8 protein-coding genes and 1 pseudogene are annotated in these 14,050 nt (G+C 72.1%); 3 read left to right on the forward strand and 6 right to left on the reverse strand.

Annotation, left to right across the window (positions count from 1 at the left end; translation table 11 throughout):
• Positions 1-9 precede the first annotated feature (9 nt).
• Positions 10-1,488 (reverse strand): sugar transferase, encoded by a 1,479-nt coding sequence (locus ACLZN2_RS12125; RefSeq protein WP_416978402.1) that lies wholly within the window; start codon positions 1,486-1,488, stop codon positions 10-12.
• Positions 1,489-1,987: 499 nt separating this feature from the next.
• Complete coding sequence (locus ACLZN2_RS12130) at positions 1,988-3,130, reverse strand: magnesium and cobalt transport protein CorA (RefSeq protein ID WP_416978403.1); 1,143 nt, start codon at positions 3,128-3,130, stop codon at positions 1,988-1,990.
• Between the two features lie 146 nt (positions 3,131-3,276).
• Between ACLZN2_RS12130 and ACLZN2_RS12135 the strand changes: the two genes are divergently transcribed.
• Positions 3,277-4,389, forward strand: coding sequence for a winged helix DNA-binding domain-containing protein (locus tag ACLZN2_RS12135; protein ID WP_416978404.1), 1,113 nt, complete (start codon positions 3,277-3,279; stop codon positions 4,387-4,389).
• A 110-nt stretch (positions 4,390-4,499) separates the two neighbouring features.
• On the opposite strand, the gene ACLZN2_RS12140 is transcribed toward ACLZN2_RS12135, so the two are convergent.
• From ACLZN2_RS12140 to ACLZN2_RS12150, 3 genes are all read right to left on the reverse strand, one after another.
• Complete coding sequence (locus tag ACLZN2_RS12140; RefSeq protein WP_416978405.1) at positions 4,500-5,291, reverse strand: S1 family peptidase; 792 nt, start codon at positions 5,289-5,291, stop codon at positions 4,500-4,502.
• Positions 5,292-5,528: 237 nt separating this feature from the next.
• On the reverse strand, positions 5,529-8,348 hold the full coding sequence (locus tag ACLZN2_RS12145) for an ATP-binding protein (RefSeq protein ID WP_416978406.1): 2,820 nt from the start codon (positions 8,346-8,348) through the stop codon (positions 5,529-5,531).
• Positions 8,349-8,707: 359 nt separating this feature from the next.
• Positions 8,708-9,580, reverse strand: coding sequence for a response regulator transcription factor (locus tag ACLZN2_RS12150; RefSeq protein ID WP_416978407.1), 873 nt, complete (start codon positions 9,578-9,580; stop codon positions 8,708-8,710).
• Between the two features lie 111 nt (positions 9,581-9,691).
• Here ACLZN2_RS12150 and ACLZN2_RS12155 point away from each other — a divergent pair, with 111 nt between their 5' ends.
• Complete coding sequence (locus tag ACLZN2_RS12155) at positions 9,692-11,362, forward strand: AMP-binding protein (RefSeq protein WP_416978408.1); 1,671 nt, start codon at positions 9,692-9,694, stop codon at positions 11,360-11,362.
• Positions 11,363-11,382: 20 nt separating this feature from the next.
• Positions 11,383-13,052, forward strand: a pseudogene (locus tag ACLZN2_RS12160) (AMP-binding protein).
• A 247-nt stretch (positions 13,053-13,299) separates the two neighbouring features.
• Here the strand turns inward: ACLZN2_RS12160 and ACLZN2_RS12165 are convergent.
• Positions 13,300-14,019, reverse strand: a complete 720-nt coding sequence (locus tag ACLZN2_RS12165) for a hypothetical protein (RefSeq protein WP_416978409.1) — start codon at positions 14,017-14,019, stop codon at positions 13,300-13,302.
• Positions 14,020-14,050 lie beyond the last annotated feature (31 nt).

Below are 14,050 nucleotides of genomic sequence, written 5' to 3' on the forward strand. Positions count from 1 at the left end.
CCTGGCGCATCAGTAGGCCCCCTGTCCGTAGAGCACCGCACGCAGCGTCTTCCACAAGATCACTGTGTCCAGGGCGAGCGACCAGTCCTCCACGTACCGCAGGTCGAGGCGGACCGCCTCCTCCCACGACAGGTCGCTGCGTCCGCTGATCTGCCACAGGCCGGTGAGCCCCGGTTTGACCAGCAGCCGCCGCCGGATGTCCGGGCCGTACGCGGCGGACTCCTCCGGCAGCGGGGGCCGCGGGCCGACGAGCGACATCGATCCGGTGAGCACGTTGAAGAGCTGCGGGAGCTCGTCGAGCGAGTACCGGCGCAGCACCGCTCCCACCCGGGTCACCCGCGGATCCCGGCGGAGTTTGAACAGCGGGCCCGCGCCCTCGTTGCGGTCGGCCAGCGCGGCGCGTGCCCGGTGGGCCCCGGCGACCATGGTGCGGAACTTGAGAATGGTGAACTCGCGGCCGTCCTTGCCGACCCTGCGCTGGCGGTAGAAGACCCCGCCCCGGCTGTCCAACAGCACGAGCAGCCCGACGAACACCATCAGCGGCGCGAACAGCAGCAGCAGAAACGTTGCGCCCATCCGGTCGACGACCCCTTTGACCGCCCGGCGGCCCCCGGTGAAGGTCGGCATGCTGACCCGCAGCAACGGGATCCCGAGCACCGCGTCGACGTGCAGCCGCGGGCCGGCCACCTCCATCAGCACGGGGGCCACGACCATCTCGGCGTCGCTGCCCTCGAGGTTCCAGGCCAGCCGCTGCAGCCGGTCCGGTGACCAGTGCGGGTCCGGTGTGACCGCGACGACACGGTAGCCGTAGAGGTGGACGTGGTCCGCGACGTCCGTCAGCCGGCCGACGACCGGCACTCCGTCCAGTTGGCCGCCGTCGAGCCCGCGGCCGTCCGTCGTGCACACCCCGTCCACCCGCCAGCCGAGGTGCGGGAACTTACGGGTCCGGGTGATCAGGTCGCGCACGGTGGCCACGCTCCCGGCGGCGAGCACCGGTCGCAGGCACCGTCCTTGCTTGCGCTGTTTGTGCAGCCCGAGGCGCAGCACATACCGCGCGGTCATGGTGACGAGCGCGATCGCGGGGATCGCCACGAAGATCCAGAGCTTGATGTTGCGCGAGGTGAGAGCGATCCCGCCGAGCGCCAGTACGACGGTCGCGGTGAACAGTGAGCGTCCGAGCCGGCGGAATTCCTCGGCGCCCTGGCCGAGCACGGCAGGAGCCCACGACCGGCTCACCGCGAGCGCTCCCAGCACCAGCAGCTCGGTGCCGAAGGCGAGAATCCCCCATTTCTCATGCCAGTTGGCCGCGTCCCGGGCCCCGAAGAAGTTGCCGATCGCCGCCACCACACAGGCGGTGGCCACGGTGTCGGTGGTGATCACGGTACGGCGGTACCGCTGCTCCCAGTCGATCGCGGGCCCGCTGATCGCTCCGTTCGCCGGACGCCCGCGCGCCGACGGAAACGGGCTGACAAGTCCCCCTTGCCGCACAGAACCCCCCAGGTCCCCAGTGGTTCGACGTCTTCGTCCAACACTGTTGCTCCCCCCGGGAGGTCCCCGCCCTCCCGTACGCTTCCTCCCCTCGTGAGGCTCCGGCCCCGTGCCGCGCCGTTCCTCCCCGCGGAAGGCCCCCGCCTCCCGCGCATGACATTCCGGCTGTTCCTGAGTTACGTGGACGAGGTGCCCGGGAACCCGTCGAAACCACGGGTGCGCCCCGCACCCAAGGTCCCTCTCGGGCTCCGGGGGATCGATCACCCCCACGTCCGGCGCCGGGGACGCGACTGCTGGCTTTGAGCAGCGCCGGACCTACAGATCACTAACTGGTCGCCTCGTGGCCGATCAGCTGAAGCATGGTCAATCTAGACCATCAGGACCGGTATGAAGAGAGGGTTGTGTGTAATTTGTGCTCAAGCTTTGAGGGTTGATCCACAGACCCGACACCCCCTACGGGTGCCTTCACGCCATCGCACTCCAGTTCGGTGTGGCCGGTTCAGAGCCAGTCGCGGTGCTTGAAGATGACGTAAAGGCTGGTGCACACGACGGCCATCAGGACGATCGCGAAGGGGTAGCCGAACACCCAGTGCAGCTCCGGCATATGGCTGAAGTTCATCCCGTAGATCGTCCCCACCAACGTCGGCGCGAACAGAATCGCCGCCCAGGACGAGATCTTCTTGATCTCCTCGTTCTGTTCGAACCCCGCCTCCGCAAGCGCCCGCATCTCCGCGTTCTGCTGCTGCGTGACCAGGGTCGCGTTGACGGTGAGGATCTCGGTGAGGGCCTGGCGGAAGCCGTCGACGCGTTCGCTGGTGTGCGTGACGTGGTCGGCGACGTCGCGGAGGTAGCGCTGGAGCTCCTCGTCGGTGCCGTACTTGGAGAAACCGGCCATCAGGCCGTGCAGCATGCCGACCAGGGGGCGGGTGGCACGCTGGAACTCGACCATCTCGCGGGAGAGTTCGTAGATACGGCGGGAGACCTCCGGGTCGCCGCGGAAGACCTCCGTCTCGATCTCGTCGATGTCGTTCTGGACCCCCGACACGACCGGAAGGTAACCGTCGACGACCGCGTCGAGGATGGCGTACAGGACCGCCTCGGGGCCGAGCTTCAGCAGCTCCGGGCTCTCCTCCATGCGCCGGCGGACCGCCGACAGGTCCGGCGCCGCTCCGTGGCGGACCGTGATGACGAAATCGGGACCGACGAACACATGCAGCTCACCGAAGTCGATCTCCTCCGGCGCGTCCAGGTAGCGGGCGGCGCGCAGGACGACGAAGAGGGTGTCGCCGTAGCGCTCCAGCTTGGGACGCTGGTGGGCCTCCTTCGCGTCCTCGACCGCCAGGGGGTGGAGGCCGAACTCGGCGGCCAGCGAGTGCAGTTCGCCCTCGGTGGGACGGGCCAGGCCGATCCACGCCATGCCGGCGGGCTGCTCGCGCAGCGCCCGGTAGGTCTCCGCCAGCCCGGCGGGGGCGTACACGCGGACGCCGTCGCGGTAGAGCACCGCCTGGACGACACTGGCCACCTCGCCGTTCTCCGGCGGCTCCGGGGGCACGGGGGACGCCGGGGCGGTGGGCCTCGGCGGCTCGGGCGGGGGTGCGCCGCGGCGCCAGACGGACTTCCGGGAACGGGGGCGATCGGACATCGAGGCTGCCTCTCGGTCGCGTGGGTCGAGCCTACGTCCGTGTGATCACAGCCCAGGGTATATCGGGCATACGGTGTGGGGTCCCACCCGTTCAAGAGGCCACAAGAGGACAGATCCTGTCCTCGATCCCCGCTAGCTTGCCCTCCATGACGAAGAAGACGTCCGCCGCCGCCCCCGTGCTCTCCGCCCGTGCCCTCAACCGTGCGACCCTCGACCGGCAGCTGCTCCTGCGGCCCGCCGCGCTGCCGGTGAAGGCGGCCGTGGAGCATCTGCTGGGGCTGCAGGCGCAGAACGTCAAGCCGCCGTACCACGCCCTCGCCGCCCGTCTCGGCGGCTTCGCGCCCGAGGAGCTGTCGGGGCTGATGGCGGACCGGGAGGTGGTGCGGATCGTCACCATGCGCTCCACCATCCACACCCACACGGCCGACGACTGCCTCACCCTGCGGCCGTTCGTCCAGCCCGCCCGGGACCGCGAGCTGACGAACTTCCGCGCCGGGCTCGCCGGTGTCGACCTCGACCGGCTCGCCGCCCTCGCCCGCGACCTGGTCGAGGCGGAGCCGCGCACCATGAAGCAGCTGCGCGAGGCCCTCGCCGCCGAGTGGCCGGGCGCCGACCCGCAGTCCCTCGCCGTCGCCGCCCGCTGCCGGCTGCCCCTCGTCCAGGTCACCCCGCGCGGACTGTGGGGGAGGAGCGGACAGGTCGCCCTCACCACCGCCGAGCACTGGCTGGGCCGTCCGGCCGAGGCGGCACCCGCCCCGGAGAGCGTCGTCCGGCGCTACCTCGCCGCCTTCGGGCCGGCCTCCGTCAAGGACATGCAGACCTGGGCCGGACTCACCCGGCTGCGCGAGGCCTTCGAGCGGCTGCGGCCCGAACTCCTCACCTTCCGGGACGAGCACGGCACCGAACTCTTCGACCTCCCGGACGCCCCGCGCCCCGACCCTGACACCCCGGCCCCGCCCCGCTTCCTCCCCGAGTTCGACAACCTGCTGCTCTCGCACGCCGACCGCACCCGGGTCGTCCCGGCCGCCCTGCACGGCCGCGCCTGGCAGGGCAACCAGGCCTTCCGCACCCTCCTCGTCGACGGCTTCCTCGCGGGAGTGTGGAAGACGGAGGCGGACGCCCTCGTCGTCGAACCCTTCGGCACGCTCGACAAGGCCGAGCAGGAGGCGGTGACCGCAGAGGCGGAGCGGATGCTGCGGGTGCTGGACCCGGGGGCTTCGTACGACATCCGGTTCGGGACCGTCGTGGACAAACGGTGATCCGTACGCGGGCATGGAGAGGGGGCGCTGCGGGCCGCTCGTGGAGGCTCGCAGCGCCCCCTGGTCATTCACCTGAGGGGTGCTCAGGACTTCTTGCGGTCACTCGTTCCCTACGAGTTGACCTGCGCGGTGACGAGGTCGGAGAAGGTGGTCAGCCGGGTGTAGACACCCGGGTAACCGGCCTCCGCGCAACCCTCGCCCCATGAAGTGATCCCTGCCAGGACGCCCCCGATGAGCAGGGGACCGCCGCTGTCGCCCTGGCAGGTGTCTACGCCGCCGGATGAGTATCCGGCGCAAACCATGTCGGTCGCGACGAAGTCGGAACCGTAGGAGGAGCGGCAGCTGGAGTCGGACACGATCGGGACGGTCGCGGTCCGCAGCTGGTTGGAGGAGCTGCCGTTCTCCGAGGTGGTGCCCCAGCCGAGGACGCGGGCCGTGGTGCCGGCCGCGTACACGCTGGTCTGGGACGAGGAGACGTACGACGCCGGGGTGTACGACATCGAGGTCGCCAGGGTCAGGACGGCCACGTCGTCACCGTTGGTGGCGTCCGTGTAGTCCGGGTTGATCCAGATCTTGCTCACTCGGCTGACCGTGCCGTTGGTGCCGCTCAGGTAGGTCCGGCCGCCGACGACGCGCACGCTGCTGGTGGTCTCGCCGACCATACAGTGCGCCGCCGTGACCACCTTGGTCGCGGAGACCAGGGTGCCGCCGCAGAACTGGTTCTGCGAGGCGTCCGTGATCTGCATCATGAACGGGTACGCGGTCGTGGTGGTGGTCGTGCCGCCGACGATCGGCTGGGGCGCTGCGACAGCGGTGGGGGCGCTGAGCAGAGCCGTCGCTGCCGCAGCAGCGGTGGCCGCGACGACGGCCGCAGCCTTCTTGGCACGGTTGAGCCCGAACATGCGTCTCCTCGTGGGGGATTTGCCGGTGGGGGGTCGCGCGGGTGTGGGGGGTGATGCACGGGGGTCGCGGGACCGACCCCCGTGTGCCCGGGCGAGCGGCACATCCCAAACGCTAGGGGGCGGGGCAGCCTCCTCCCAATGAGGGAACCCCCTAGGGGCGTCGGGGCAGGGAAAACCCTCGGTCGGCCCGCGGGCGCCCCGAGTCAACCCGCGTACGGCAGTTAACCCCCGCGTGGCTCACTTCGCGTGACGCCCCGCCGCCAGCCGGACGATGTCCACCCGGGAGCGGATCCCCAGCTTGCGGTAGACCCGGGTCAGGGTCGCCTCGACCGTCTTGACGCTGATGAACAGCCGGGCGGCGATCTCCCGGTTCGTCGCGCCCTCCATGACCAGGGCGGCGACCTGACGCTCCATCGACGCGAGACCTTCGAGGGCGTCGGAGGCGGGCGCCGCCTGCGGGACGGCCGGCACCGCCTCCGTGGCGCCCGCCGCCGCTGCCGCGTCGACCTGCCGCAGCCAGGGCAGCGCCCGGCACCGCCGGAACAGCCGCGCCGCCTCGTCGTAGGACGTCGGACCGGGCCGTCCGGTACGCAGCCGGGCCAGCGCGAACGCGGCCCGCGCCTCCTCCAGGCCGTAGCCCAGCTTGGCGAGCCGGTCCTGAACGGACGTCAGCCGGGCCAGCGCCCCCTCGTGGTCGCCGTGTGCCGCCCGCACCAGGGCCTCCGCCCGGTCGAGGACGGCGAGGACGCTCTCCCGGCCGAGCCGCAGCGCGTGCTCACGGGTGACGTCGATGACGTCCTGCGCCTCGCCCGGTTCGCCGACGCGGACCAGTGCCTCGGCGAGGTCGCCGTGCCAGCGCCCGCGCGCCGGGTCGGTGATGCGCAGGCCCACTTCCAGTTCCCGCACCCGGCGCAGCGAGGCGACCGCGCCCGCGGCGTCGCCGGCCACCAGCTGGGCGTGGCCCTGAGCGGCCAGGGCGCGCGAGAGGTACATCTGGTCGCCGTCCTCCTCGGCGCGCTCCGCCGCCTCCCGGGCGAGGGCGAGGGCCCGGTCCAGATCGCCGCCGGAGGCCTCGGCGAGGGAGGCGAGCATCGCGGACGCGCCGAGGCCGATGCCGGAGTCGCGGGCCAGCCTGAGGCTCTCCCGGGACAGGTCGAGGGCGCGCCCGCAGTGCCCGGAGCGCAGTTCGGTCTCGGCGAGGAAGCGCTGGAAGTGCACCTCGCTCTCGACCATCCCGCGGCGGCGCACCTCGCGCAGCAGCGCGGTGATGGTGGCCCGGGCCTCGGGCAGCTGGTCGCTCATCAGCAGCCAGCGGAACCGGGCGGCGCCCACTCCGTTGTGATGGCAGGCCACATACGGGTTCTGAGGCTCTTTCAGCGCCCGTTTGATGGTGGTGGGCGCGTTCGGATGGCCCATCAGGGTCTCGGTGGAGGCCTGGAAGGACAGCGACATCAGCTCGGTGCGCCGGTCGCCGCCGCGCGCCGCCAGCTCCGCCGCGTGCGCGGCCTCCTGGCGGGCCTCGGAGAAGTCGCCCTCGACGATCAGCTTGCGCCAGGCGAGGTGGTAGTGGACCAGGGCGAGCAGCCGGGGGTCGTCGCCGGCGTCGGCGAGGGCCTGCGGGAAGACGGCGTCGACATCGCCGAGGGCCTGTCCGGCGGCCTCGATGACGACCTCCCAGGCACGTATCCGGTCGGCGGGCACGGTGGCCCGGGTCAGCACCTCGCGCGCGATGTCCCGCGCCAGGTCCACCTCGCCGGCCGTGATCGCGTCCTCGGCGGCCTTCAGCCGGTGCTCGTCCGGGGGAGGGGTGCCGTCCGGCGGGGTGTGGCGGGCGGCGAGCAGCCCGAGGGAGGCGGCGACGGACGGGGCGCCGCGGTCACGGGCGAGGGCCGCGGCCTCGGCGAGCCGGGCGGCCACCTCCGGGTCGGTGCCGGTGGTGGCGAGGGCCAGGTTGCGGGCCCGCTCGATCGGGTCGGAGGCGGCGGTGGACAGCGCGGCGTGCGCGGCCCGGCGCTCCAGCGCGGGCGCCTCCGCGTACAGCGCCGCCGAGATCAGCGGATGCGCGAACCGTACGGCGGGGCCCTCGGGCTCGGTCGCCAGCAGCCCCAGCTCGGCCGCCTGGGCGGTCTCGGCCTCGGCGTTCTCCCGGCCGGCCGCGTGCAGCAGGGCCAGGGTGGGGCGGGCGCCGGCGCTGGCCACCAGCAGGGTGCGGCGGGCCTCGTCGGAGAGCATGTCGAGGCGGCTGAGCACCAGGGCGCGCAGCGAGGTCGGCACCGGCAGCGGCTCGCCGGGCCGCGGCGGGGTCGGGTTCTCGCCGAGGGCACGGCCGAGCTCCAGGGCGAACAGGGGGTTGCCGCCGCTGGTGCGGTGGATCTCGCGGACGGTGGAGCGGGGCAGATCGGTGTAGCCGCGGTGGTCGAGCAGGGCGGAGACCTGGGCGCGGGAGAGCGGGTTGAGCCGGACGGCGAGGGTGTCCGGCGGGGACGCGCGTAGATGACGGTCGTACTCCTGCCCCTCCGTGCGGACCGCGGACAGCAGCTGCACCGGGGTGTCGCCGAGGCGGCGCGCGGCGAAGCCGAGGAGCTCGGCGCTGGCCGAGTCCAGCCACTGGAGGTCGTCGGCGACGAGCAGCACGGGGCCGGAGGCCGCGAGGGCACGCAGGGCGGAGAGCACGGCGAGGCGCAGGGCGAGGCCGTCGCGCTGCAGGGTGGACTCGCCGCGGCCGGTCAGGGCCGATTCCAGGGCGGTGCGCTGGGCCGTCGGCAGCTTGTCCGAGATCTCGTCCAGGACCAGACCGAACAGGTCGGCCAGGGCCAGGAAGGGGAGATGGGATTCGGACTCGGTCGCCGAGCAGCGCAACACGGTGTGCGCCGCGTCGCCGTAATCCGCGGCCAATGCCCGCAGCACGGTCGACTTTCCTATTCCGGCGGGGCCGTGGAGCAGCACACTGCCGCCGCGGGCCAGCTGGTCACGGGCGGAGGCGAACAGCTCCTCCCTGCCGATGACCAGGTCGGGGCGGCATCTGGCAGGCTCCTTGAAGTCCCGTCGCACAGTCACCGCTCCCCTCCGAGTGTCGTGTCCGGGCCAAATTCTAGGCAATGTCTCCGTGAAATTCGGAGGGACGGCGTGGTGAGGGAGATAACAACGTGACGCATAAGCAAATTCACTGCGGCGGCGGATGAATGGCTGGTTGTCGTGGCAGCCCCTCCCTGGCTTGATCCATGCGGTCCGTACCCCCGTCGCAGCGGGTGCCGCGACAGGTGTGGGAGCACTCTTCCATGTCGTTGTTACCGACGGGAACCACCCGCGTGGACTAAGCCGCCGAGCGATGCCGCCTACGGTTCGGCAGCGCCCCGAAAGGGGCGCGGGGAACTGCGCGACCAGCCACAACGGCGCAGCAGACAAACCACGGCGCGCTAGGGAAGCAGCCCCGCCCGCCGCGCCGCGGCCACGGCCTCACCCCGGGTATGCGCCCCAAGCCGCCGCATGGCCGAGCGAAGATACGCCTTCACGGTCTCCGACCGCAGCCCCAGCCGCTCAGCGGCCACCGCGTTCGTCGCCCCCGCCGCCACACACGCCAGCACGTCCAGCTCCCGGGGCGCCAGCTGGACCGGCTGCCCGCCCTCGCCCGGCGTCAGCAGACCGCAGGCCTCCAGCAGCTCCGCGCGCAGCGCCGGGTCACCGATCCTCGGGGCCAGCGCCCGCAGAGCGGCATGCGCCTCCCGCACCTGCTCCCAGCCCGGCCCGGGAGCGGTGTCACGGGCGGGCCGCCGCCCGGCCTCGCACAGCAGAGCGCGCGCCTCGTCCTCGACGACCAGCGCCTGCTCCACGTCCCGCGCCACCACCACCGCCGTGTTCAGGGTGCGGTCGCCCAGCGGCTGGGCGGTGCGCAGCGCGCCGTAGAGCACCCCGCGCACCCGGCGCCGTACCACCACCGGGATCGCCAGCACCGAGCGCAGCCCCTCCTCGGCGACCGCCGCGTCGTACTCGTGGCTGATCTGCCGGGAGAGCGAGTAGTCGGTGACCACGCACGGGCGGGCCAGCGCGACCGCCTTGCCGCCGAGGCCGTTGCCCGAGGTCACCGCGAGCCCGCTGAGCGCGAGCGTGGCCGCGCCGCTGAACTCGCTGATCCGCATCCGGGAACGCCCCGGCTCCACCAGGCCGCCGAAGGCGACCGGCAGCCCCGTCATACGCCGCAGGCGCGCCAGCGCCCCGCGGATCTCCGCCGTACCGGCTGGGTCTGCTGCCACGTCCTCGCCCTTTCCGCGTGGCTGGGGATGATCCCACATGTCACCCCCGCGCGCCGCACTCCCCCCGTTCGGGGGTAGTGAGACCCCCATCACGGATTACACGATGTCGGAGAGCCGCCCGGCAATGGTCCGGCACCGAGGAGGACACCGATGACGACGGCGACCGAACAGTTCCGCAGGGCACGGGACTTCCTGCTGGAACACCGTGAGAACTACACAGCCGCCTGCGAGGGCTTCGCCTGGCCCCGCCCGAAGCAGTTCAACTGGGCCCTCGACTGGTTCGACGTCATCGCGGAGGGCAACGACCGCACCGCCCTGCACATCGTGGAGGAGGACGGCACCGAGACCCGGCTGACCTTCGCCGAGCTGTCCGAACGCTCCGACCGGGTCGCGAACCGGCTGCGCGGACAGGGGGTGGCCGCCGAGGACCGCGTCCTCGTCATGCTCGGCAACCAGGCCGAACTGTGGGAGACCGCGCTCGCCGCGATGAAGCTGCGCGCCGTCGTCATCCCCGCCACCCCGCTGCTCGGCCCCGCCGACCTGCGCGACCGCGTCGAGCGCGGCCGGGTCCGGCACGTCCTCGTACGCTCCGAGGACACCGCCAAGTTCGACGAGGTGCCCGGCGACTACACCCGCATCGCGGTCGGCGGCGCGCCCGAGGGCTGGCAGGCGTACGAGGACGCCTACGCCGCGCCCGCGGGCTTCACGCCCGACGGCCCCACCCTCGCCGACGACCCGCTGATGCTGTACTTCACCTCCGGTACGACCGCCCGCCCCAAGCTGGTCGAGCACACCCACACCTCGTACCCGGTCGGGCATCTGGCGACCATGTACTGGATCGGCCTCAAGCCCGGTGACGTGCACCTGAACATCTCCTCGCCGGGCTGGGCCAAGCACGCCTGGTCGAACCTCTTCGCGCCCTGGAACGCGCAGGCCACCGTCTTCATCCACAACTACACGCGCTTCGACGCGGCCCGGCTGATGGCGGAGATGGACCGCGCTGGCGTCACCACGTTCTGCGCCCCGCCCACCGTGTGGCGGATGCTCATCCAGGCCGACCTCACCCAGCTGGCCACCCCGCCGAGGGAGGCCGTCGCGGCCGGCGAGCCGCTCAACCCCGAGGTGATCGAACAGGTGCGCAGGGCCTGGGGGGTGACGATCCGGGACGGCTTTGGGCAGACGGAGACGGCCGTGCAGGTCGCCAACAGCCCCGGCCAGAAGCTGAAGACCGGCTCGATGGGCCGGCCCAGCCCCGGCTACCGCGTGGAACTGCTCGACCCGGTCTCGGGCGCGCCCGGCGCGGCGGAGGGCGAGATCGCGCTCGACCTCTCGGAACGGCCGGTGGGCCTGATGACCGGCTACCACGGCGACCCCGACCGTACGGCGGAGGCGATGGGCGGCGGCTACTACCGGACCGGCGACATCGGCGCCCGCGACGCCGACGGTTACATCACCTACGTGGGCCGCGCCGACGACGTGTTCAAGGCCTCCGACTACAAGATCAGCCCGTTCGAGCTGGAGAGCGCGCTGCTGGAGCACGAGGCGGTGGCCGAGGCGGCCGTCGTGCCCGCGCCGGACGAGCTGCGCCTCGCCGTGCCGAAGGCGTACGTGGTCCTGGCGGAGGGCTGGCAGCAGGGCCCGGACACGGCGAAGGTGCTGTTCGAGCACTCCCGCGAGACCCTCGCCCCCTACAAGCGCATCCGCCGCCTGGAGTTCGCCCCGCTGCCCAAGACCGTCTCCGGCAAGATCCGCCGCATCGAGCTCCGGGAGGCGACGGCGGCGGGCTCGGGCGACGAGTACCGCGAGGAGGACTTCCGGTGACGGCGGCCTCCGGCGGTCCTGTGGCGGCGGCCTCCGGCTCTCCCGCGACAGCGGCCTCCGGCGCTCCGGCGACGGCAGGCTCGTACACGCACGGGACCAGCGGGACCGCCCTGCTCGGCGACACCATCGGAGCGAACCTGGACCGGGCCGTCGCCGCCTGGCCGGACCGTGAGGCGCTCGTCGACGTGCCCTCGGGACGGCGCTGGACCTACGCCCGGTTCGCCGCCGACGTCGACGAGCTGGCGTACGCGCTGCTCGCGAGCGGGATCGCCAAGGGCGACCGGGTGGGCATCTGGGCGGTCAACTGCCCGTGGGGGCACCTCCCACGCCCTTAAGGCAGTGGGGGAGGGTGCTGGTCCAGTACGCCACCGCGCGCATCGGCGCGATCATGGTGAACGTCAACCCGGCCTACCGCACCCACGAGGTGGAGTACGTCCTCCACCAGGCCGGCGTCCGCCTCCTCTTCGCCTCCCTCGGCCACAAGACGAGCGACTACCGGGCGATGGTCGGGCAAGTGCGGGACAGCTGCCCGGAGTTGAGGGAGACCGTCTTCATCGGGGATCCGAGCTGGGAGGCCCTGATCGCCCGGGGCACGCCGGTGTCGTTCGCGGACGGCCTGTCCTGCGACGACCCGATCAACATCCAGTACACGTCGGGGACGACCGGCTTCCCCAAGGGCGCCACCCTGTCCCATCACAACATTCTCAACAACGGTTACTTCGTGGGCGAGATGATCGCCTACACCGAGCAGGACCGGATCTGCGTCCCGGTGCCCTTCTACCATTGTTTTGGAATGGTGATGGGGAACCTGGCGGCCACTTCTCACGGCGCCTGCGTGGTGATCCCGGCCCCCTCCTTCGAACCCAGGGCCACCCTGGAGGCGGTCCAGCAGGAGCGCTGCACCTCCCTGTACGGCGTGCCGACCATGTTCATCGCGGAGCTCGGACTCCCCGACTTCGCGTCGTACGACCTCTCCTCCCTGCGCACCGGCATCATGGCGGGCTCGCCCTGCCCGGTGGAGGTGATGAAGAGGGTCGTCTCGGAGATGAACATGGCCGAGGTGTCGATCTGTTACGGCATGACCGAGACCTCGCCCGTCTCCACCCAGACCCGTCGCGACGACGACCTGGGACACCGCACCGGCACGGTCGGCCGGGTCCTGCCGCACATCGAGGTGAAGGTCGTCGACCCCGCGACCGGGGTGACGCAACCGCGCGGCACGGCGGGCGAGTTGTGCACCCGCGGCTACAGCGTGATGCTCGGCTACTGGAACGAGCCCGAGAAGACCGCCGAGGCGATCGACGCGGGCCGCTGGATGCACACCGGCGACCTGGCGGTGATGCGCGAGGACGGTTACGTGGAGATAGTCGGCCGCATCAAGGACATGATCATCCGGGGCGGGGAGAACATCTACCCGCGCGAGATCGAGGAGTTCCTCCACGGCCACCCGAAGATCCAGGACGTCCAGGTCGTCGGCGTCCCGCACGAGCGGTACGGCGAGGAGGTCCTCGCCTGTGTGATCCCGCGCGAGGCCGCGGAACCGCTCACCCTGGAGGAGCTGCGCGCCTACTGCGAGGGGCGGCTCGCGCACTACAAGGTCCCCAGCAGGCTCCAGGTGCTGGAGGCGTTCCCGATGACCGTGTCCGGGAAGGTCCGCAAGATCGAGCTGCGGGAGACGTACGGCAGCTGAGTCCCGCCGACGGCCGTCGCCGCCTTAGGACCTGTCCGGCCGATCATGCCGCAGACGCGGGGTCTGGCACGCACAGCTGCGGCGTTGTCGTCGGTTGCCGACTCCCCCACTCTCGACTGCGCTCGAGCGGGGGGACCCCCATCGCGTCGACGCCCTCCTCCGCCTTGCAGCTGCACGCACCAGACCCCGCTTCCCGGCACTGGCAAGGCACCGGTGCTTTCCTGCGACTTGATCGGCTGGACAGGCCCTAGGCGCCCCTGGCGTCGAGGGCGGCGGCCGCCGCGTTCACGGGTCGCGGGGTGCCCGTCAGGTCCAGCAGGAACAGCGGGACGCGCAGCCGGTCGGCGCCGGCGCGGGCCTCGTCGGCGTACCCGGCGAGGGAGAAGTACACACAGTCCGAGGACTGGGCCATCGCCGTCAGCCACAGACACTCCACGTCCCGCAGCGCGGCCGGTCGCACACTCGGGTCGACCTGGGCGAGCAGGCCGGGGGCGGCGAGACCGATCCCCGAGGTGGGCCGCTGATCGGCCCGCCGGACATCGCCATGGCCCAGCCAGCGCAGATAGAGGGCGGCGGCGGTGACCGCGTCGAGGGCGGTCCGGATGGCGACGGACCGGAAGACGGGGCGGTGGAGCGTGGTCGGCCCCGGCTCCGGCTCCTGTGCCTCGGGTTCCCGTGTCTCCGGTTCCGGTTCCCGGGGCCGTGTCCCTCCGGTCACCGGGAGCCGCAGGGCCGTTCCGCAGGGGCAGCCCAGTTCCGGGTGCGGCCACTGGCCCTCGCGGCCGCAGGACACGCAGTGCAGGGTGACCCAGTCCTCGTCCCAGGCGCGGTGCACGACGGCTGTCGGCGCCGCCGCCGGATCGAGCGCCGGGGCGACGGGGGCACCGCACGCGCACAGATACGACGGCACGGTGTAGAGGCGCTCGCGCCGGCAGGCCGGGCAGCGCACCGGCACGCTCTCGGACATGGCCCCATCGTCCTCCTCCGGCCCGCTCCTG

The sequence above is a fragment of the Streptomyces sp. T028 genome, from assembly GCF_048159505.1.
GTDB lineage: Bacteria > Actinomycetota > Actinomycetes > Streptomycetales > Streptomycetaceae > Streptomyces.

What these genes read in the sequence shown, in the direction of transcription:
- ACLZN2_RS12130 (WP_416978403.1), bottom strand. Translation starts at nt 3,130, where the DNA reads ATGTCCGATCGCCCCCGTTCCCGGAAGTCCGTCTGGCGCCGCGGCGCA.
- ACLZN2_RS12165 (WP_416978409.1), bottom strand. Translation starts at nt 14,019, where the DNA reads ATGTCCGAGAGCGTGCCGGTGCGCTGCCCGGCCTGCCGGCGCGAGCGC.
- ACLZN2_RS12155 (WP_416978408.1), top strand. Translation starts at nt 9,692, where the DNA reads ATGACGACGGCGACCGAACAGTTCCGCAGGGCACGGGACTTCCTGCTG.
- ACLZN2_RS12135 (WP_416978404.1), top strand. Translation starts at nt 3,277, where the DNA reads ATGACGAAGAAGACGTCCGCCGCCGCCCCCGTGCTCTCCGCCCGTGCC.
- ACLZN2_RS12140 (WP_416978405.1), bottom strand. Translation starts at nt 5,291, where the DNA reads ATGTTCGGGCTCAACCGTGCCAAGAAGGCTGCGGCCGTCGTCGCGGCC.
- ACLZN2_RS12150 (WP_416978407.1), bottom strand. Translation starts at nt 9,580, where the DNA reads ATGTGGGATCATCCCCAGCCACGCGGAAAGGGCGAGGACGTGGCAGCA.